The following is a 21,803-nucleotide window of genomic DNA, read 5'->3' as shown; positions in this document are numbered from 1 at the left end:
GTTAATCAATGAGTGCTGTATTTCGTGATTTGCTGAAAAAAATCGGGAGTGGTCCCCATACGGGGAAGAATTTGACTTGGGATGAGGCCAAAACCGCTACTTTGATGATTTTGAGAGAGGAGGCGACTCCGGCTCAAATTGGGGCGTTTTTGATTGCTCATCGGATTAAGCGGCCGACGGGGGAGGAGTTGGCGGGGATGTTGGAGGCTTATGATGAACTGTGTCCTCGTTTGGGGGATGTGGGGGGGGAATCTGAGGTGCTGGTGTTGGGGACTCCCTATGATGGGCGATCGCGCACAGCCCCGGTTACAGTTCTCACAGCCTTGATTTTAGCGGCTTCTGGGCGGTCTGTGGTTCTGCATGGGGGGGACGCTATGCCCACTAAATACGGAATTCCCCTGGTGCAAATTTGGCAAGCTTTGGGGGTAGATTTTCGCCCCTTAACTCTCGATGCTGTCCAGAAGATGCTGGAAACAACCGGGCTAGGTTTCTTTTATACCCCTGCCCATTTTCCGGGATTTGACGCTCTCACCACCTATCGGGACGAAATCGGCAAGCGTCCACCCTTTGCGACTTTAGAGTTGATTTGGTCGCCCTATGAGGGGAATTATCACCTGCTGGCGGGATATGTGCATCCCCCGACGGAACATTTTATCCAAGAGGCGTTGAGATGGCGGGAGGTGGGGAAACATACGTTAATTAAGGGTTTAGAGGGGAGTTGTGATTTACCTCGCGATCGCACCGCCATTATAACCTGTCACGATCCCGGCAATTTCGAGGCACGAGAACGCCTCAAACTCCATGCCCGGGATTACGGTTTAGGGGGAACAGAAGTCCCCTTAAACTCCCCAGAAGAGTTACTCAGCCAAATCCGCGCCACCCTTGCAGGACAAACGTCCCCACTCTGGCCGGCGGTCCTGTGGAATGGGGGCTTTTATCTGTGGCGTTGTGGTCAAGTCGCCCAACTCTCCGAGGGCATCCAACAAGCTCAAAACCTACTGGAAAGTGGGCAGGTAGCGGCTAAATTAGAGCAAATTAACAAAAATGTTGGGGAATTCCCTTCCTCGCCAACGGCAGGGTGGGGTAAGTTCACGACCCTGTAACATACTCATGGGTCAGAAAAGGAACAGCCACCACTTCCCCCGTAGCCTCCCCCACCTGTACCGTTAAACCTGCCCCTCCGGCCTTAGTTTTAATGTAGGCTAAACCCCAAATCCCATCGGGGGTGCTGGTGCAACTGGTCAGAACTCCGATTTTCTGTTCCCCCACCTTCACCGCTTGGCCGGGGGAAACCCCTTGATTCAATTTCACCCCCCAAAGGCGCTGTTTCACCCCTTGATAGGTGTTGAGGCGGGCAATCGTTTCCTGACCAATGTAACAGCCTTTATTAAAGGAGATAGCGCCCCATAATCCCGCTTCTAGGGGGTTATAGTCCTCCGTGAGTTCTAATTCCGGGGCTGGACAACCTTGGCGAATGCGCAATTGTTCCCAAACCTGTTCCCCCACTGGTTGAATCCCCAAATCCCTCAACGTCTCCCCCAGACTGGCAACATGAGCTTGAGGCACAATCAGGGTATAACCGGGCAGACCTAAACCATTGCCCACCGCCACCCGTACCTCTACCCCTCCGAGGTTAAAGACTCCGTGAGAGGCTTCTGGCTGCCCCTGTAAGGCTTCTAACCCCAAGGTTTTGATTTTTTCCTCATTAAAGACCCCAAACAGGCGAAAAACGGCGAATTCTGCGGAAATATCCTGAATTTTAACCCGATCCATTGGGAATAGATAGCGGTCTAACCAAAGGAGCAGATTTTCCCGTTGACTGGGGGAAACGAGGGTTAAGACACTGTTTTCTGTGACGTAAACCGTGGCTAAATCAAGGGTGCGAGCGGTGGAGGTGACAAAAACCGTCTGACAGCCCGCTCCGGGTTTGAGCGTTTGGATTTGATTTGTGCTTTGATTGTGGAGGAATTGCCGACAGTCTTGGTCTGAGAGTTCTAACAATCCGTTTTGAGCGGGAAGATACATCCACACCCCGGAGCCTGAAATGATGCTCAGATAGGCTTCTGAGTCATTCCCCAAGGGACTGGGACTCTCTGGGGAGAAAGTCGCTCCCTGTTGTTGTATTTCCTGTTGTAAATCGCTCATGAACAGCCTAGGGATTGGGGTTTAGTGGCACGTTGATCATTGAGTATAGCTTTCAGGCCTCTATGGAGCAATCCAGCCCAGGGAATAATGATCAATTTTGACGCTCCACCCCCTGATTTTTTCCCCACCTCAATCAAAGGATGGGGTTGTGAACTGAAACACATCCAAATTGAGAACCTCTTTATAGCGTTTAGTTGCCCGAATTTCTCCCCTAACGAAGGAAGCCGATAGGGTTTCTCCCCTACTAACTCAACACTCGCAACTGAGAACCTTGTTCCGTTTTCTGTACTTCTATCCGATACTGGAACGCTTCCTTAAATTGGGGCATATGGGTAACGGCTAAAATACAAGCGAAATCACTGGCAATGGCGTTAATGGCGGCAATGAGGCGATCGCATCCTTCCCCATCTTGGGTGCCAAATCCCTCATCGACAATTAGCATTTGCAATGATGCCCCAGAACGTTGGGCTAACAGTCGCGCTAGGGCTAAACGAATGGAAAAGTTAATGCGAAAGGCCTCGCCCCCGGAATACGTCTCATAAGCGCGGGTCCCTTGGGCATCAGCAATCAGAATCTCTAGGGTGTCAATCATTTTGGCGTTTTTCTTGCCTTGATTGCTCTTGCTTACCTTTTGGGTAATAAATTGAACGTGTAGTTGATTCCCCGTCAAGCGAGCGAGAATCTGGTTAGTTTCGGCTTCAAGTTGGGGGAGAATATTCTCAATCATTAGTGCCTGAATGCCATTTTTCCCGAAGGCTTGGCTCAGTTCCTGATAGACTCGGTACTGTTGGCGGACCTTTTGAATCTTTTCCTGAGTCCGTTTATATTCCTGCTCGTAGTGTTCAAGTTGGCGCAATTGTTCCCCTAAGCGCCCTTGTTCGGCAATCCGATGATCTAACGCCTGTCGATTTTCTTGTAGGGTTTGTTCTAAGGCTTGGATTTGGGGGCGATAGTCGGGTATTTCTGCCATGCGGCTGATTAACTGCTGAATCTCTTGCCCCGTGTTCTGGCGATCTTGTTCTCGCACCTGTAATAACTGCCGTTTTTCCTCCTCTTGACCTTGGACTTGGGGCAGTTCGGCCTGAGCTTGTTTGAGTTGATGATAGCGCAGTTCGGCCCCCTGCATGGCGCGCAAGGTTTCGGTGAGGTGACTATGTTCCTGACGATTATAGCCCAGGGCGCTCATTTGAGCTTTGACTTGTTGAATCTGCCGTTGCAGATCGGAGTTTTGTTCGAGTTGGGCGATCTGTTGTTGGATTTGGGTCAGGCGATCGCACAATTGGGGCCGTTGACGGGCTAACTCCCCTTGTTTCCGCTTGGCATCGTCAATTTTCGACTGTTTAATTTCCGCCCACTGTCGCTGTTTCACCTCCCCCTGCACTAACGCATGGGTTTGTTCATCATAGTTTAACTGCACTATCCTTTCATTGAGTTGGTGCAGTTCCTGATGGAGTTCTAGGGCATAGCCCCCCACCGTCAGAGAGCGTTCTAACTCGCTCATCTCCTCTTCAAGTTCTTGCAGTCGTTCGTACTGCTCACAACTGTGTTCTAACTGGGCTTCTAACTGGCCTCGTTCTTGAGTCAAGGTGGGATGCACCTTTAATTCTTGCTCCAGTTGTTTATATTCCTGCCGCAGTTTGGTTAACTCTCGCTCACAAGTGGCCATATCTTCTCGAATCGCCCAGATTTGTTTTTGCAGTTGTTCCTGTTGCGCTTGGGTTTTTTCGATCACATGGCGGCGATGGTCTTCATCAAGAGCGCGATCGCACAAGGGACAGACTGCCCCCTGCACCGCCAATAAATCCAGCTTTTGCTGTAACTCCCCAATTTGCTGTTCATTCTGCCGTTCCTGCTCCTCCAAACGACTGCGGAACAAGTTCCGTTCTTGTCCCTTATCATGCACTCGTTCCCGATAGACCTGTTTTTTTTCCAACGCCACCACCTGAGCATCAACACTTAAAATCCGTTGTCGCAACTGAGGAATCGCGGAGATTTGTTCCTCAATCCTCCCCTTAGTCACTTGCAACTGTTCCAAGCGCGCTTGATAACGGGCGCGAACTCGCTCCACTTCCATCCCCAAACGGTGACGCTGTTCCAACAGAGGGGACACCTCCAACTTGAGCGCATCTAATTCTTGGAGCCGTTGACGAGAACGTTGTAGTTGTTCCAAGGCCGCCCGAATCTCCCCCTCCTGACTCAAAATTCCCAGAATTTCCTGTTCCTGTTGCTCCAAATGAGCCAGACGAGTTTGTTCCTGTCCCAAGGAGAGACTTAACTCATTCTTGCGTTGCAGTAACTGCTGCTGTAACTGTTGGTGCTGCTGTTGTAACTCCTGATAGACCTGAAACTTTTGGGCGAAATTCTGCTCCTGTTGGCGCAACTGTAACAACTGCTCATACTGGGCTTGAATCTCGGGGCCTTGTTCCACCAACTGCTGTAAGCCCCTAGAGCGCTGCTGGAACTGCTCAATTTCTTGTCGAAGGCGATCGCAATCTTGCGCCAACTGTTGACACTGATTCTGCTGCCACGTTAACTGATTCTCCCAATATTGGCGACTATGTTCCTCCTTCTGCAAATGAGTCCGTTCCCCCTTCAGTTTCTCCTGTTCCCCTTGCAATCCTTCAATCTGAATCCCTAGCTGCTCCTGTTTCTCAATAATCTCCCCCCGTTCCCCCAGTCGGCCCTGTAACGGGCCTAGAGTCGCTTCCAAAACCTCCACCTCAGCCTTAAACTGTTTCGCCTGATCCTTCGCCCTCTGGGACAAAACCTCATAATGATCCAGCTTCAGCAAATCCGCTAACACCTGCTTCCGTTCCGTCGGACGGCGTAACATAAACTCATCCGCCCGACCTTGACGCAAATAGGCCGAATTGACAAACGTATCATAATCCAACTTCAAGGTTTCAATAATCTGCTGTTGTGTTGCCTTAACTCCCTTCCCACTAATGGCACGGAAACGCCCATCCCCCGTCATCACCTGAAACTCTAAACTCCCACTGCGCCCCCTCGGACGACTGCGAATAATGCGATAGGTTTGGTCATCGCTGCAAAAGGTAAAATCTACCCGGACATCCTTCGTTCCCGCATTAATCACATCGTCCTCCGTCGCCGCCCGACTTTGCCCCCACACCGCCCAAGTAATCGCCTCCAACAGCGACGACTTCCCCGCCCCATTGGCCCCACAAATACAAGCCGTATGTAAACCCCGAAAATCTAACGTCACTTGGCGATAACTCAGGAAATTCTTCAGGGTCAGTTGTAACGGAATCATACTTTTCGATCTCCCTGAAAATACGGAGCAACATTCAGCACAATCATTGAGAAAATTTTTCTTTAAAATACTCCCAGATTAGCAAATCCTATGTTACTCTTATAGTAAGGCTTTTAAAGATTTTGTACACTCGTTCTGAGTGCAAAGCTCTTTTAACTGAGAAGCAGTCTGATCAATAGCAGTTCGATTCCTTGTGTTCTACAATACCGAACTGTTGCCTCCGCCCTTTGTGTTTAGAGCTTCTTAGGCGAGGGTTTGATAACCCTGTTGTGATAGCCCTTGGGGATTTTGTCCCCGTTTCCGAAAATTGGTGATCTTGGAGTAGTCAGGTCTGGCCCACCCGCCAACCTGTTCAGGTGAGACTTCAGGATTGACAGGTTGAAGGATTCGAGACAAAATGCTGAGAAGGGTTCTCAAGACCAGAATAAGCGGCTCTGAGCGAAGTGGTTAGGATGGAAGATAATACAGCTTTGCTCTGGGAGATCAAGCGTTTTAGCTAAAGGGCTTTTGGCTAGTATCTTTGAATGGGGTCTTGAGGGTGAGGGGAGTGCTAACAGGAATTGGATGCTCGTCCAGTTCAGGTTTAGTCGTGGATTAGTTCAATGATATCCTAACCCCATTGCTCCAATCTAGAACAGTTAAAAGTCTAGAAGGTCTGAGCATGAGATTCCTAGAGTTCATACTTCAAAGTTGAGGCTTGGGTTTCCTGCATCTGCCTCAAAGCCTTTGTCACACAAACCCCTGAAGGGTTCGTTCTCGACCCGTGACGGGTTAGCCCGTGAGTCAGTCCAAGAACGGTTCAGGCGTTCGTGAAGCCTTCCCGATGGAGAGTTCCTTTCCCTCGTCCTGCTTCGCCCTGCCTGCAAACGCCAGATTAGCCATTGCTTGAACAACTGAATAAAAAACTGAATAAAAAACTGAATAACGTTTAAGTTTAAAATCCCCTTGACTTTCCCCCACTCATAACCTTGGAGGTGTACCCATGATGATCCTGTTAGTGGCCACAAGCTACTTAATGTTTATCTATATATTGTTATGTTTAGCGCAACGTTTAATCAAAATCAACCAAACCTCAACGCGAGAGGTGCGTTAAGAGGTGCGTTAAATCGTGATCGTCCAATGATGATGAACAGGGGATAGGAAGCGTTCAATCCTATCCCCTTTTTCGTGAGTTCGGGCAACATTTGGGATAGACTGAAGCCAACTGACCCCTCGCCCAACCTTAGAGAAATCATGAAGCGTAGACAGTTTGTTCAGAGTAGTGCGATCGCCGGAACCACAGCCGCCGCCCTCGTTGCTTGTCAAACCAACCCCTCGCGCTCCCCCTCCACCGACTCCCCAAGTCTCCCCCAATTACAATGGCGCATGGCCACCAGTTGGCCTCAATCCTTAGACACCATCTACGGCAGCGCCGAGGCCTTTTGTCAAAAAATTAGCGACATGACCGGAGGTCGCTTTAGAATCACCCCCTTTGCGGCAGGGGAAATCGTCGGGGGGTTAGAAGTCCTTGATGCCGTCCAAAGTGGAGCCGTAGAATGTGGTCACACCGCCGCCTATTATTACATCGGCAAAAGTGCCGCCCTGGCCTTCGGGACAACCGTCCCCTTTGGCCTCAATGCCCAACAACATAACGCTTGGCTCTATAGTGGTGGCGGTTTAGAAGCCATGAGGAAAATTTACGCCAACTTCAACATCATCAACTTTCCGGCCGGGAATACCGGGGCGCAGATGGGGGGCTGGTTTAAACGGGAAGTGAATACCCTCACCGATTTACAGGGCTTAAAAATGCGCATTCCGGGCTTAGGGGGGAAAGTGATGGAACGCTTAGGGGTCAACGCCCAAGTTTTGCCGGGGGGGGAAATTTTCCTCGCCCTAGACCGGGGAACCATTGATGCGGCCGAATGGGTCGGCCCCTATGATGACGAAAAATTAGGTCTGCACAATGCCGCCCAATACTACTACTATCCCAGTTGGTGGGAACCTGGAGCCGCCTTAGAAGTACAGGTGAATAAAACCGCTTGGGAGGGATTGCCCCCAGAGTATCAAACCATTGTTCAGGCCGCCAGTTATCAGGTCAATCTGGAGATGTTAGCCCGCTATGACCGTTTAAATCAAGAAGCGTTACAGCGCTTACTCGCTGGAGGGACTCAATTACGGCGTTTTTCCCCAGAAATTATGGCAGCTGCCCAAGGGGTAGCCTTTGAGATTTACGCCGAAACCGCCAACCAAGATACCACGTTTAAAGAAGTGTATGAACCGTGGCGAGAGTTCCGGGATAAAATCCTACAGTGGCACAAAATCAATGAGTTGAGTTTAACCAATTTTGTGGCGGAAACCTTGTAAATCAATGGGGTTGGGTTTGTTTTGATGGACGTGTGGTTAACCATAGCGCGCTGGATTGATCGACTGAATGAGGGGATTGGTCGCCTCAGCACAGGATTAGTTTTAATTTTAGTGGGCGTTGGGGTTTGGAACGTGTTGGCGCGCTATCTGGGTCAATATATTCAGCAAAATCTCGCCTCTAACGCCTTGATTGAGATTCAATGGTATCTCTTCGCCCTGATTTTCTTTTTGGGGGCGGCCTATACCCTGAAGCATAACGGCCATGTGCGGGTGGATATTTTTTATAAAAATTGGGACAGACGGAAACAGGCGATCGCCAACTTAATCGGCATCACCTGTTTTCTACTCCCCTTCTGCTGTCTCGTCCTCTACTTTTCTTGGCAAACCATCCTTCAATCTTGGCTCATCCGGGAAATGTCCCCAGATCCCGGCGGATTGCCCCGCTACCCCATAAAATCTATGGTACTGGTCAGTTTTAGTCTACTCATCCTCCAAGGTCTCTCCGAAGGCATCAAAAACTTCGACCGCTTAAAAAACCATCCCCCCTCCCCCACAGATTTACGCTCCGAGGAGGAAAATCATGGGCTATGACTGGTTAGGCCCAGCTATGTTTGCCGGGGCCTTACTCTTTCTGTCCTTGGGCTATCCCGTCGCCTTTTCCTTGGGGGGAGTCGCCATTCTCTTTGGTTTAGTGGGAGTTGCCCTAGATATCTTTAATCCTCTCTTTCTCACCGCCTTACCCCAACGCATCTTTAACATTATGGCCAACTACACCCTCCTGGCCATCCCCTACTTCGTCTTTTTAGGGGCGATGTTAGAAAAAACTGGGCTAGCGGAAAACCTACTGGAAACCATGGGAATTCTCTTCGGACGACTGCGGGGAGGACTCGCCTTAGCGGTGGTTTTCGTGGGCGCTCTCCTGGCCGCTTCTACGGGGGTAGTGGCCGCTACTGTAGTCGCGATGGGCTTAATTTCCCTCCCCGTCATGTTGCGTTATGGGTATGACAAACAATTGGCAACAGGGGTTATTGTTGCCTCGGGGACTTTAGGGCAAATTATCCCCCCCAGTTTAGTGTTAGTGGTCTTAGGGGATCAATTGGGGATTTCCGTGGGGGATTTATTCATTGGAGCCTTTATTCCCGGCCTCCTGATGGCTGGGGTGTTTGCTCTTCATGTGTTGATCGTTGCCTTTTTGCGTCCCGATGTCGCCCCTGCCCTACCGGAGTCAGTGCGCAATATTGGTCGGGGAGAATTAGCCCGTCGGGTGGTGAGTGTGATGATTCCTCCTTTGTTGTTGATTGGCTTAGTGTTGGGGAGTATTTTCTTCGGCATTGCTACCCCCACGGAAGCGGGGGCGGTGGGGTCTTTAGGGGCGATCCTTTTGGCCGCCCTGAAGGGGAGATTAACTGGGTCTGCTTTGGCCGAGGTGAGTGATTCGACCCTCCGGATTAGTAGCATGGTGATCTTTATCTTGTTTGGGTCTACGGCCTTTAGTTTGGTTTTTCGGGGGTTACACGGCGATCGCTTTATGTTTGATCTCCTCACCAACTTACCCGGTGGAACCCTTGGGTTTTTGCTGGTGAATATGGTCGTGATCTTTCTGTTGGGCTTCTTTATCGACTTTTTTGAGATTGCCTTCATTATCATCCCCATTTTCGCCCCCGTCGCCCAGGCGTTAGGGTTAGATATGCTTTGGTATGGGGTTATTTTGGGCGCAAACTTACAAACGTCTTTTTTGACCCCGCCCTTTGGTTTTGCCCTGTTTTTCCTGCGTGGCGTAGCCCCTCCTGAAATCACCACAGAGGACATTTATCGGGGAGCAGTTCCTTTTATTATCTTGCAGGTTTTGGTTTTGGTTGTGTTGATTCTCTTTCCCCCTTTGGTGACATTTTTACCGTCTTTGGGGTAGGGGAATCCAGACTTGGGGGGGGTATTCATTGGTACAATATTCACTCAGTATTCCCTCAAGGTAAAACGTTTTAAGTTGTGGTTAGAAGATGTGATTTTGACGGGCTTGGAGTACTGGAATAAGAGTATTTAGGGTTGGCTGAATAAGGGAGTTGGGAGTCGGGAGTCGGGGAAGAGGTAAGAGGGAATAATTATCAATTCTCCCCTGCTCCCCTTAAAACTGCTCTAATTCCGCAACCACTTGAGCCAATTCTCGCCATAAAACGGTTTCTTTGTGATGGGTGTAAACCGTTAATAGGGATTGATAAAACCAGAGACTTAACTCCCGCCCCCCGGCAAAATGACTCCAAATGCTTGAGCCTTGTTGACGTAAAGACCAAAGCAACGAGCGCCCATTATGGAGTTTATCGGCTAAAGAGACTAACTGCACCGAGGGACTCCCGGCTTGAATTTGTTTTAAATACTGGATTTTGCGCGCTTGCCAAGGGGGTTTCGGCAGATTCTGGAATTCTGTACAACCTTCGACGATGGCGGCGACCGTGGGACCAAAACGCTTTAAGATGTCTTGGCGGGTGGGTTCTCCGCCTTGGTCTTCAATGGCATCATGGAGTAATGCGGCGATCGCCTCTTCCTCACTTCCCCCTGCTTCCAAAACCAAGGCACTCACCGCCATTAAATGGGCTATATAAGGCACTTTCCCCACCTTACGCCTCTGGTTTTGGTGGAGACGAGTCGCATAAACTAGCGCCTGCTCAAAACGTTCGCTTAAATCTGCCATCTTGAAACCCCCTCGTCTGCGTTAGGATCACTGCTAAGGCCTATGATACGAGAACATTATGACCGGGAATACTGACCCCTCGAAAGGGAAAATTTTAGTGGTGGATGATTTGCCAGAAAATCTTCGTTTACTGGCAGAAGTTCTCAGTCAGCAGGGCTATGAAGTGCGTTTAGCCCCCGATGGAAAATTTGCCCTGGCCAGTATTTCCCGCTTTCACCCCGACTTAATCCTCCTTGATATTAATATGCCCCAGATGGACGGCTATGAGGTCTGTCGCTATTTGAAATCTCAACCCCAAACCGTTGATATTCCGGTGATTTTCCTCAGCGCCTATCAGGAAGTTCTCGACAAACAAAAAGCCTTTGCCGTGGGGGGAGTAGACTACATCAGCAAACCGTTTCAAGTGGAGGAAGTGCTGCTGCGCGTTGAAAATCATCTGAAATTACAACGTTTGCATCAAGAAGTCATCGCCCAACGGGAAGAACTCAAAGCCAAAAATGAAGACCTACAACGGGAAATTCTGGAACGACGCAACGCCGAAGAACTCGCCCACAGCGCCTTAAATGCCAAAAATCAGTTTTTAGCCCAAGTGAACCACGAACTCCGCACCCCTCTTTCTGTTATCCTTGGGTTTGCCCGCATTATGCGCCATTATTCCTCCCACACCGCCGAGGAGGAAAAATGGCTCGATACCATCATCCGCAATGGGGAACACTTGCTGGCACTCATTAACGATGTCTTAGACCTCGCCAAAATTGAGGCCGGGCGAGTCACCCTCGAAGACAACGAAGTGACCATTTCGGTGTTACTCAATGATTTAAGAAGTGCGTTTTTACTCCCTAGCCAAGAAAAGGGGCTAGAATTTGAGGTGGATTGCGCCTCGGCAGTCCCCAAGGTGATTTACACGGATGAGGTGAAACTGCGTCAAGTGTTGATTAATTTGCTCAGTAATGCGGTCAAATTCACGGAGCAGGGGAAAGTCCGTCTAGCCGTCACGGCGGTTTACGAGAGGGCCGATCACTCTCCTAATGCCCTACGCTTTGCTGTGGAAGATAGCGGCGAGGGCATTGCACCCGAAGAAATTAGTAAACTGTTTGAAGCCTTCGCTCAAACCCGTGCTGGGCGTAAATCAAGCAGTAAAGGCACTGGATTAGGTCTAGTGATTAGTCAGAATTTTGTCCGGTTACTGGGGGGGAAAATTGAAGTGGAATCCCGCCATCAACAGGGTAGTTGTTTCCACTTTAACCTACCCTTGAAAGCCCCCAGTCTTCAAGCGCGACCTAAACCCTCTTCGGGTGAACTCACCCGTCCGATTGTGAGTTTATGCTCGGACAGTCAACCTTGCCGGGTGTTGATTGTGGATGATTACCCGGATAATCGCGCCTTTTTAGAGAAACGTCTGACCAGCTTGGGGTTTGAGGTGGAAGAGGCACGGGATGGTTATGAGGCGATCGCACAATGGCGCGCTTGGCACCCTCACTTAATCCTCATGGACTTACTGATGCCTAATTGTGACGGTTACGAAGCCACCCGACAAATCCGCCAACAGGAGGAGGCCTCCCCTACCGTCATTTTTGCCCTCACCACGGATATTTCCCCGGCCAGTCGTGACTTGACCCAACAAGTAGGTTGTAATGACATCCTCTACAAACCCATTGATGAGGATCAGTTGTTCACAAAAATTGCACAAGCACTACAACTTTCTTATATTTACGCTTCCCCCTCTCCAGACGGGGTAAAATCAAAACTCCCATCTTATCCCCTGTTAGTGGCCGAAGATTTAAAAATCATGCCCGCCGAGTGGATTGTTCAAGTCCATTGTGCCGCCCGGGCTCTTGATGTGGAACAAATTCGCACCCTAATCACCGAAATTCCAGCCAGTGCAGAATCCCTCAGTACCAGACTGGAATGTCTTCTAGAGAATTTTGAGTTAGACACTTTATGTCAATTGACCCATCAAGAGTGAAATTTTGGGCGTGACTGACGAAGCTCCGTGAGGGTAACGTCGTTGGACTCCCTTAGAACGGATACCCCCCGCGCCGTGATGGCCGGGGAGTGTCAAAAGTCAATCCCTTGGTGTTATTACAGGCGAAGAGAGGAAAGAAAAGGGTTATTCATTATCAACATCAACTATTGATTCTCAATTTCCTAATCATCTATAATTTATTTTTTCTCTAATTTATCTATGAGATTACTTCTAGTAGAAGACGACGAAATTCAAGCCGAGGCTATTCACCAAGCCCTGAGACAACAAGGTTATGTGGTGGATTTAGCGGTGGATGGAGAAACCGGATGGGACTTTGTACAGGCTTTTACCTATGATTTAATCTTATTAGATATTAGTTTGCCCAAACTGGATGGAATTAGTCTTTGTCGGCGCATTCGTCAGCAAAATTTAACAGTTCCTATTCTGCTTTTAACCGCCCGGAATGATAGTCAAGATAAAGTTCAAGGTTTAGATGCTGGGGCTGATGATTATGTGGTCAAACCTTGCACCTCCCCAGAACTTTTTGCCCGTTTACGCGCACTACTCCGGCGGCGTAGTGTGGCGGGAGCGTTACTCTTAGAATGGGGGGATTTATGCCTGGATCCCAGTTCCCATAATGTTACTTATCAGGATGAATTTTTATCCCTTTCTCCCAAAGAGTATGGACTATTAGAATTATTTTTGCGTAACCCTAAACGGGTGCTAACCCATAGCACGATTTTAGAGCATTTATGGTCTTTTGATGACCCCCCCACTGAGGCCACAATTCGCGCCCACATGAAACGGCTACGACGCAAATTGAAAAATGTGGGGATTGAGGAGATTATTCAAACGATTTATGGGGTAGGATATCGTCTCCTGCCTTCCCCAGACACTCCCTCTAGTGTCAATCAATCCAGTTACTCTTTTCGCCCTCCCCCAGACGATAAAAGCCCATCAACGGCTTTAACTCAATTGTGGGAAAAATCCCAAGGCCAAATTCAAGAACGTCTGGGCATATTAGAAGAAGTGTTAAAGTCAGTGCTTCAAGGAAAGATGTTAGAAGAGAAACGCGCTCAAGGTCAACTCACTGCCCATAAATTAGCCGGTTCTTTAGGGATTTTTGGCAAGCAGACAGCCTATCAACTGGCTCAAGAGATGGAAGAGTATTTCATAACCTTGAAAAACCCAGAATTAGCTAAAAATCAGAGGGAAGATCGGATCAATGGTTTAAGGATTTTATTTCAACAATTACAAGAGGAATTAGGCTTTGCCGTGGCGGAAAAGGTTAATCCACTTTCCCCATTATTGAGGATTCCGGAGCAAAAAACTTGGCGGATTTTGGTGGTGGATGATGATGGGGAGTTAGTGCAAAAATTGCAACAAGAGTCTTTGCATTGGCAGATCAAGATTGAAGGGGCTTTAACCATTGAAGAAGCCCGCCATTTGATGGAGCAAAAACTGCCCGATTTGGTGTTATTAGATTTAGTGTTTCCTGAAAATCCCGATGAGGGGTTGATCTTTTTGCAAGAATTGCGCTTACAGTTTCCAGATTTGCCGATTTTGGCGTTTTCGGTGCGGGATGGATTGAGCGATCGCGTGGCTGTGGCGGAAAGGGGTACCGCTTTCCTCTCTAAAGCCTCTTCCCCCGAAGAAGTTTATGAGTCTATTCTGGGCATTTTACAGGCTTCTCATTCCATTGCCCCAAGGGTGTTGGTGGTGGATGATGATCCAGTGTTTTTAGCCTCCCTAGAGCCATTATTATGGGGCTGGGGGCTACAATTTACGCCTCTTGTGGACTCCCGACGCTTCTGGGAGGTGTTGGAGTCTACGGCTCCGGATCTGTTGATTTTGGATCTGGAAATGCCCCATTTTGATGGGTTACAGTTATGTCAGGTGGTGCGACAAGATCGGCGCTGGCAAGGATTGCCGATTTTGTTTGTCACGGTACGTCAAGATCCCCAAGTGATTCAACGCATTTATCAAAGTGGGGCGGATGATTATTTAGCGAAACCCTTTACAGAAGGGGAGTTAGCTACTCGGATTTTTAACCGTTTAGAACGCTGTCAGTTGTTAAATAGTCTGTCGGATACGGATTTGTTAACGGGATTAACCAATCGTCGCTGTGCGACCCAGTATTTAAAGCGCTATCTTCGGTTATGTCAACGTCATGATCAAAGTTTGTGTCTGATTTTGTTTGATGTGGATCGTTTGGAACAGATTAATCAGTCCTATGGTTACAAGATGGGCGATCGCATTTTGCAACAGTTGGGCAATCTATTGCAGCAACATTTCCGCTTAGAGGATATTATTGCCCGTTGGGAGGGGGATGAGTTTCTGATTGGGATTTATGCGATGTCTAAGATCGATGGCCTCAAGCGGGTGACTCATTTATTGTCTCGTTTGGAAACCGAACACTTCACGGGGATGGGTAAAACGGAAATGAAGATTACAGTAAGTGCTGGATTAGCCGTCTATCCTGATGATGGGGAGGATGTGGCGAGTTTATATGCGATCGCCCGTGATGCTCTCCATCAAGCCGGCAACCAAGGCGGGGGAATCGTTCGCGCCCTTTAACCCCTCTGCTAATGGGTTGAAATTGGGTGAAACGAAGTGTCACCCAACCTACAATTTCATGTGTTCCTGAATAAAATTCGTATAGACTTCCCCAGAGAGAAAAGCCGGGTGTTCTAAAATCCGTTGGTGGAAACCAATAGTGGTGGGAACTCCAGTTACGGCACATTCTCGTAAAGCCCGCCTCATGCGCTTAATCGCCGCTTCTCGCGTCGGACCCCAGACAATTAATTTGCCAATTAAGGAGTCATAATAAGGGGGAATCTCATAATCCGTATAAACATGAGAATCCATGCGCACTCCCGGACCGCCGGGGGGAAGATAGGCACTAATCCGTCCGGGATGGGGGCGGAAATTATGGTCGGGATCTTCGGCGTTAATTCGGCACTCAATAGCGTGTCCTTTTAAGAGGATATCTTTTTGGCTAAAACGCAGTTTTTCCCCTTGAGCAACGCGAATTTGTTCGGCAATTAAATCCAATCCTGTCACCATTTCCGTTACAGGATGTTCCACTTGAATCCGGGTGTTCATCTCCATAAAATAAAAACTCCCGTAGCGGTCTACGAGAAATTCTACCGTTCCCGCCCCCACATAATTAATAGACTGAGCCGCTTTAACGGCGGCTTCCCCCATTTTTTGCCGTAATTCTGGAGATAATACCGGACTAGGAGCCTCTTCTAATAACTTCTGGTGACGGCGCTGGATTGAACAATCCCGTTCTCCTAAATGGACGACATTCCCATGACTATCGGCGAGGATTTGAAACTCAATGTGGCGAGGATTTTCGACGAATTTTTCCAAATATACCCCCGCATTGCCAAAGGCGGCCTCGGCTTCTCCTTGAGCAGCTTGGAACATTCGCACTAATTCGCTGGCATCCCGTACGAGGCGCATTCCTCGCCCTCCCCCTCCGGCGGTGGCTTTGAGCATTACAGGGTAGCCAATATCTTGGGCGGTGGCGAGGGCTTCTTGTTCATCGGCGAGCAGGCCTTGACTGCCGGGGACTGTAGGAACTCCGGCTTTTTGCATCGTTTTCTTGGCGGTGGATTTATCTCCCATCGCGCGCATCGCTTCGGGACTCGGGCCAATGAAACAAATTTTGTGATCGTCGCAAATCTCGGCGAAGCGGGCGTTTTCGGCGAGGAATCCATAGCCGGGGTGGATGGCGGAGGCGTTGCGGGTGAGAGCGGCGGCGATGATGTTGGGGATGTTAAGATAACTTTTGTTACTGGGGGGTTGACCAATACACACCCGCTCATCGGCTAATTGAACATGAAGGGCTTGCTCATCCACGGTGGAGTGAACGGCGATGGTGGCAATGCCTAATTCTTCGCAAGTGCGGAGAATGCGTAGGGCGATCTCCCCTCGATTAGCAATGAGAATTTTTGAGAACTGCATTTCGGTGCATTTTTTGGCGGTGGTTAACTACTATACCGCTTTTTGAGCATCTCCTGAGTGGTTCACTCGAAGTTGAGCCTTGAGAATTGATGATCGAGATTGCTTAGGATTCTTGAGCCGAAATAGTTAGCCCCCACCAGAAGATACCCAACGAATCGCCCCTTTGAAGATCGTATCCGTTAAATTCGCGTCAGTGAAATCCGTTTCAATTAAATAAGCCCCACTCAAATCCGCCGCTTGTAAATCAGCACCGCGTAAATCCGCTTGATATAAATTCGCTCCACTCAAATCCGCTTGGGTGAGATTGGTATAGGTTAAATCGGCTTCTCGTAAATGGGCTTGTGTTAAATTAGCTTGGCGTAAATTCGCTCCTAACAATTGCACCCCGGCTAGATTGGCTTTGCTGAGGGTGCCTAAACTCAGATCCACCCCGGTTAAATTACTATTAGTCAAGGTTGCCCCGAAAAAATAAGCCGAGGTGAGGGTAGCCCCACTGAGATCGGCGTTAGTTAAATTGGCGATCGCAAAAGAACTCCGACTAAAATTCCCCTCCAACAAATAAGCCCCCCCTAAATCCGCCCCATGAAAATCCGCCCCCGTGAAATCTCCCCCCTGTAACACCGCACCCCCTAACTTCCCCTGGGAAAAACTCGCCCCCCGGAAAACCCCCCGTCGTAAACGCGCCCCCCCCAAAATCGCCCCCGCAAAATTAGCATCAATAAACCGGGTATCATTCAAATTCACCTGAGTTAAATTCACCCCGTCAAAATTCGCCCCTCGCCCCGTCGCCGTCTCCAAATTACTTTGACTTAAATCTGCCCCCGTCAAATTCGCCCCATTAAACGTCGCCCCCGCCAAATTCGCCCGACGCAAATCCGCCACAAAAAACCGACTCCCCGTTAAATTCGCCCGCTCTAACTCCGCTTCAATCAACAGCGACGACGAAAAATTACTATTACTTAAATTCGCCCGATTAAAACGCACCCGATTCAGTTGAGACTGGGAAAAATCAGCCCTCTGTAAATCCGCCAAATCGAAATTAGCAACAACTTCCTCCTCCTCTTCCTCCTCCTCCTTTTCCTTCTCCTTCTTCAACACCAAACGTTCCGACGAATCTAGAGGAATTTGCGACTCCTGGGGCAGAAACAGCCCCCAACGTTGCAGTAAAGCCAAATTCACCCCAATACTAGGCCACTCAAAGGGTTCTAAGCGGATATCCTGCACCCCCACCGTCGTCCGTTGTAAATTCGCATCCGCCAAATTCGCAAAGACAAATTGAGCGCCCTGTAAATTCGCCCCCTCCAAATTCGCCCCTTGTAAATTCGCCCCCTGTAAATTCGCCCCTTGTAAATTCGCCCCCCGCAAATCTACCCCGGCCAACTGAGCCATTTCCAGATCCGCCTCCCGCAGATCACAACGGGGACAACTGCGAGTTTCCAATAGCTGCTTTAAATGGCTCTCATTGACCGCCAGCGTCGCCTCTGGACTGCCTAAAACGAAGATTAGACTACTACCCACCATTAGAGGACAAAAGCCCCCCATCGGCTTAATTAAACGGTCTAAAGTTCGGTGAAACATCTCGATCTCCATTGATTAAAGCCTGCATTTCTCGCACCCCTTCACGATTACCTGCCCGCTCAAACAAACTTTGAGCAATACGCCAATTCTCAATCGCCTCTCGATTGCGCCCTTGCCCCCGCAGTGCCATCCCCAAGCGATAATAAGCCACAGGATTATTAGAGGCCAACTCCGTCGCCCGCCGATAGGCAATAATCGCCGGGGTAAACGCTTCATAGGACATCAAAGCATCCCCTAGGGCAAGTTGTCCCTCAAAGGTATTTTCCTGTAAAGAAGCCGCCCGGAAAAAGTAGGTTTGGGCCTCTTGTCTCCGGCCTTGCCGTTGCAAAATTCCGCCGATTTGCAATTGAATTTGACCATTTCTTGGTTCATAGGATGCTGCTCTTTCCAAAGCCGACAGCGCCGCCTCCGGTTGATTATTCCCCAATAAAAAAATCCCCAACTGGAGCCATAACTTGCCATTGCGGGGAAAACGTTGGGTAGCGCGTTGTAGAGTTTCCACCGCCCGCGCCATTTGATTCTGTTCTAACAGGGTGGTGGCAATTAAGCCGTAGACTTCCCCATCTTTGGGGTTAATGGCGGCCCCCCGTTCTAACACCTCTTGGGCTTGCCGATGGGCTCCCTGACGCATCAAGACCACGCCTAAGCCTAGATAATAGTCCACGTTGCGGGGGTCTAATTGTAGGGCGCGTTGATAAGCGGCGGCAGCGTTGCGGTGGTCTTGTAGCTGCGCCAAACAGTGGGCATAGGCCGCTTGAAAGGTCGCATTATTGGGTTCTAATTGTAGGGCGTATTGGTAGGCTTGGGCGGCTTCGGCATATTGCCCTAGGGCGGCGTAAAGGTAGCCAATCCCGGAGTAAATTTTAGCGTTGCTGCGGTCAATAAAGACGGCTTGACGATAGACTTCTAGGGCTTGTTGATAGTTGCCGGACTCGGCTAAGTCTCGCCCTTGACGGAGTAAATCCCGCAGTTGTTGACTTTGGGGGGAATGCTGCGCTTGTACGGGACTGGCAACTAAGGGGACTATCCCGGTGAGCAGTATTCCGGTGGAAATCATGAGCGCAACCTGAAACCCATTCGCTTTTTTCATCGGTCGATTGGTGGCATTTGAATGATTGGAGAATGAATAATTGATAGTTGATAATTAGGGCGTGCTGAATAACTCTACTCTGGGTGGGGAACAGGGAACGGGAAGGAACAGGGAGAATCGGAAAAAGACAAGCCTTTTTGATAATTTATCCCTAGAACCCTGTAGTTTCTCGCTCCCAATCGAAAGTCCTACTAACAGTGATTAGATGGATATTCAGCAGACCCTAATTATGATAGTTCGTTGTTGGGCTTTAGCCCGTAATTCGAGGCGGCCAAGCGCGACAACTAACTTGGAGGCGCTGAAGCGCAACTACTAACCTGGGGGTTGAAGCGCGACAACTAACCTGGGGGCGCTGAAGCGCAACTACTAACCTGGGGGCGCTGAAGCGCAACTACTAACCTGGGGGTTGAAGCGCGACAACTAACTTGGGGGCGCTGAAGCGCAACTACTAACCCGGTACCAGTCAATGGTGTGTTTTAAACCTTCTCGGAAACTCATTTCTGCGCTAAAGCCGAAATAGTCTTTCGCCCGTTGGGTGTCTAAACAGCGTCGGGGTTGACCGTTGGGTTTATCGGTTTCCCAGAGGATTTCGCCCTGGAATTCCATCAGTTCACAAATCAACTCCACCAGATTACGAATGGAAATCTCGCTATTTGTTCCAAGGTTAACAGGTTCGTCCCCATCATAGGCTTGGGTGGCCATGACTATAGCGCGGGCGGCATCGGTGGAATAGAGGAATTCCCGGGTGGGGCTACCGTCTCCCCAAACGGGGAGGGTTTTGTCGCCTCGTTGTTGGGCTTCGTGAACTTTGCGGATCAGGGCGGGGATGACGTGGGAACTGTTGGGGTTAAAGTTATCTTCGGGGCCGTAAAGGTTGACGGGTAGTAGATAAATGCCGTTAAAGCCGTATTGTTGACGATAGGCTTGGAGTTGAACCAGTAGGGCTTTTTTGGCGATGCCGTAGGGGGCGTTGGTTTCTTCGGGGTAGCCATCCCAAAGGTTTTCTTCTTTGAAGGGAACGGGGGTAAATTTGGGGTAGGCGCAGATGGTGCCAACACAGACAAATTTTTCAACTCCGGCTTGATAGGCACAGTGGATGAGTTGGGTTCCCATCATGAGGTTGTCGTAGAAGAGTTCGGCGGGTTTTTCTCGGTTGAGGCCAATCCCCCCGACGTGGGCGGCGAGGTGAATGATGATGTCTTGGTTTTCGACGACTGTCTGACAGGCTTCGAGGGTGCAGAGGTTGTGGGTGTGCGATCGCGGTACAAAAATCTTCTCTGGATTCGCGCCGGCCTGACACAGTTGATCAACCACTTGCCGCCCTAAAAAACCAGCACCGCCTGTGACGACAATCTGTTTCCCGCTTAAATCTAGCATGACTCTATCCTTTCCCGTAGGTTTGCTCTGGGGACTCCTTTACATTATCAAGAAAATGAGTTTAAAACCCCGTCCCTTTGCTACGCAACGTTTCACGAACGGCTTTGCTCAGGACAAGCCTTCTAGGACGGCTTTATGTTGTTAGGTTGACCGTTGACATCTAATACCAATTTAACTTGAAACGACAACATCCCCGCTCTCGTGACAGGCGAGGATGTTTGCCCAACTCCACCATCAGGAGCGTTAATCTACCGTCGCGCCCATATTTTGCCGAATATAAGCATTATCTTCCACCCCAGACCCGCTTGAGTTGGGAGACGATAACCCCAAAGCCCCTAGGTCAGAATCCACCATGAGTTTTACCAACTCTTCAAAGGTGACGCTAGGTTTCCAGCCCAGTTTTTCCCGGGCTTTTGTCGCATCGCCAATCAATAAATCTACCTCTGCCGGACGCAAATAACGGGGGTCAAACTCCACAAAATCATTCCAGTTGAGATTGACATAATTAAAAGCAATATCCAGAAACTCCCGGATGGAATGGGTTTCATTCATGGCGATCACATAATCATCTGGCTCATCCTGTTGGAGCATTAACCACATAGCCTCTACATAGTCTTTCGCATAGCCCCAGTCCCGCTTAGAGTCTAAATTCCCCAGATAGAGCTTTTTCTGTTGTCCGGCCACAATCCGAGCCAGCGCCCGGGTGATTTTCCGCGTCACAAAGGTTTCACCCCGTCGCGGCGATTCATGATTGAATAAAATGCCATTACAAGCGAACAAATCATAGGACTCCCGGTAGTTAATCGTTTGCCAGTGAGCAAACACCTTAGCGCAGGAGTAGGGGCTACGGGGGTAAAAGGGCGTGGTTTCCTTTTGGGGGACTTCCTGCACTTTCCCGAACATTTCCGAAGAGCCAGCCTGATAGAAACGGACTTGATTACTGGTGCGTTGTTGATAGTCGCGCACGGCTTCGAGGAGGCGCAGGGTCCCCATCCCTACGGTGTCCACGGTGTATTCTGGGGCATCAAAACTCACTCGGACATGGGACTGAGCGCCTAAGTTATAGACTTCGTGGGGTTCAACTTCTTCTAAAATCCGCCGTAGAGTTGTCCCGTCGGTTAAATCCCCATAGTGCAGAAACAACCGTGCTTGTTCATTGTGGGGGTCAACGTAAATATGATCAATCCGGTCAGTGTTAAAGGTTGAAGTGCGGCGAATAATGCCATGAACCTGATAGCCTTTTGCTAGTAATAACTCACTTAGGTAAGAGCCATCTTGACCTGTAATGCCCGTAATCAGCGCTCGCTTGGTTTGCGTCATTCTTTCAATTTTCCTAGGACGAGAAATCGCTACATTGTAGACACACCATGATTGC

14 protein-coding genes are annotated in these 21,803 nt (G+C 49.4%); 6 read left to right on the top strand and 8 right to left on the bottom strand.

Annotated elements, in window-relative coordinates:
• The first annotated feature begins 8 nt into the window (after positions 1–8).
• Positions 9–1,103, top strand: a complete 1,095-nt coding sequence (locus SPI9445_RS0101870; RefSeq protein WP_017303018.1) for an anthranilate phosphoribosyltransferase family protein — start codon at positions 9–11, stop codon at positions 1,101–1,103.
• Here the strand turns inward: SPI9445_RS0101870 and ygfZ are convergent.
• Positions 1,090–2,145, bottom strand: a complete 1,056-nt coding sequence (ygfZ, locus tag SPI9445_RS0101865; protein WP_017303017.1) for a CAF17-like 4Fe-4S cluster assembly/insertion protein YgfZ — start codon at positions 2,143–2,145, stop codon at positions 1,090–1,092. The genes SPI9445_RS0101870 and ygfZ overlap by 14 nt on opposite strands.
• 244 nt (positions 2,146–2,389) lie before the next feature.
• Entirely contained in the window at positions 2,390–5,416 is a 3,027-nt protein-coding gene (gene sbcC, locus SPI9445_RS0101855; protein ID WP_017303015.1) for an exonuclease subunit SbcC, read from the bottom strand.
• Positions 5,417–6,649: 1,233 nt separating this feature from the next.
• Between sbcC and SPI9445_RS0101840 the strand changes: the two genes are divergently transcribed.
• From SPI9445_RS0101840 to SPI9445_RS0101830, 3 genes are read left to right on the top strand one after another with little or no spacing between them, the layout of a single operon-like run.
• Positions 6,650–7,759: a TRAP transporter substrate-binding protein gene (locus SPI9445_RS0101840; RefSeq protein WP_017303011.1), complete on the top strand. Its 1,110-nt coding sequence runs from the start codon at positions 6,650–6,652 to the stop codon at positions 7,757–7,759.
• Positions 7,760–7,783: 24 nt separating this feature from the next.
• Positions 7,784–8,350, top strand: a complete 567-nt coding sequence (locus SPI9445_RS0101835; protein ID WP_017303010.1) for a TRAP transporter small permease subunit — start codon at positions 7,784–7,786, stop codon at positions 8,348–8,350.
• Positions 8,340–9,668: a TRAP transporter large permease gene (locus SPI9445_RS0101830; protein WP_017303009.1), complete on the top strand. Its 1,329-nt coding sequence runs from the start codon at positions 8,340–8,342 to the stop codon at positions 9,666–9,668. The genes SPI9445_RS0101835 and SPI9445_RS0101830 overlap by 11 nt, the downstream gene beginning before the upstream one ends.
• A gap of 213 nt (positions 9,669–9,881) precedes the next feature.
• Here the strand turns inward: SPI9445_RS0101830 and SPI9445_RS0101825 are convergent, their stop codons facing one another.
• Positions 9,882–10,445, bottom strand: coding sequence for an HD domain-containing protein (locus tag SPI9445_RS0101825; protein ID WP_017303008.1), 564 nt, complete (start codon positions 10,443–10,445; stop codon positions 9,882–9,884).
• A 58-nt stretch (positions 10,446–10,503) separates the two neighbouring features.
• Here SPI9445_RS0101825 and SPI9445_RS0101820 point away from each other — a divergent pair, with 58 nt between their 5' ends.
• Positions 10,504–12,411, top strand: coding sequence for an ATP-binding response regulator (locus SPI9445_RS0101820; RefSeq protein WP_017303007.1), 1,908 nt, complete (start codon positions 10,504–10,506; stop codon positions 12,409–12,411).
• A 219-nt stretch (positions 12,412–12,630) separates the two neighbouring features.
• Positions 12,631–14,988: a response regulator gene (locus SPI9445_RS0101815; RefSeq protein WP_017303006.1), complete on the top strand. Its 2,358-nt coding sequence runs from the start codon at positions 12,631–12,633 to the stop codon at positions 14,986–14,988.
• Positions 14,989–15,036: 48 nt separating this feature from the next.
• Here the strand turns inward: SPI9445_RS0101815 and accC are convergent, their stop codons facing one another.
• The 5 genes from accC to gmd all read right to left on the bottom strand — a co-directional run bounded on the left by accC (position 15,037) and on the right by gmd (position 21,748).
• Positions 15,037–16,383, bottom strand: coding sequence for an acetyl-CoA carboxylase biotin carboxylase subunit (gene accC, locus SPI9445_RS0101810; RefSeq protein WP_017303005.1), 1,347 nt, complete (start codon positions 16,381–16,383; stop codon positions 15,037–15,039).
• Between the two features lie 126 nt (positions 16,384–16,509).
• Positions 16,510–17,961: a pentapeptide repeat-containing protein gene (locus SPI9445_RS27210; RefSeq protein WP_017303004.1), complete on the bottom strand. Its 1,452-nt coding sequence runs from the start codon at positions 17,959–17,961 to the stop codon at positions 16,510–16,512.
• Positions 17,930–19,051, bottom strand: a complete 1,122-nt coding sequence (locus tag SPI9445_RS0101800; RefSeq protein WP_017303003.1) for a tetratricopeptide repeat protein — start codon at positions 19,049–19,051, stop codon at positions 17,930–17,932. Before SPI9445_RS0101800 ends, SPI9445_RS27210 begins: the two co-directional genes overlap by 32 nt.
• Before the next feature lie 420 nt (positions 19,052–19,471).
• Positions 19,472–20,428, bottom strand: a complete 957-nt coding sequence (locus tag SPI9445_RS0101795; protein WP_017303002.1) for a GDP-L-fucose synthase family protein — start codon at positions 20,426–20,428, stop codon at positions 19,472–19,474.
• A gap of 243 nt (positions 20,429–20,671) precedes the next feature.
• Positions 20,672–21,748: a GDP-mannose 4,6-dehydratase gene (gmd, locus tag SPI9445_RS0101790; RefSeq protein ID WP_017303001.1), complete on the bottom strand. Its 1,077-nt coding sequence runs from the start codon at positions 21,746–21,748 to the stop codon at positions 20,672–20,674.
• Between the last annotated feature and the right edge of the window lie 55 nt (positions 21,749–21,803).

This window comes from Spirulina subsalsa PCC 9445 (assembly GCF_000314005.1).
GTDB classification, from domain to species: Bacteria; Cyanobacteriota; Cyanobacteriia; order Cyanobacteriales; family Spirulinaceae; genus Spirulina_A; species Spirulina_A subsalsa.
The sequence above is the reverse complement of the archived record's forward strand: the minus strand, read 5'-3'. Positions and strand labels throughout refer to the sequence as shown.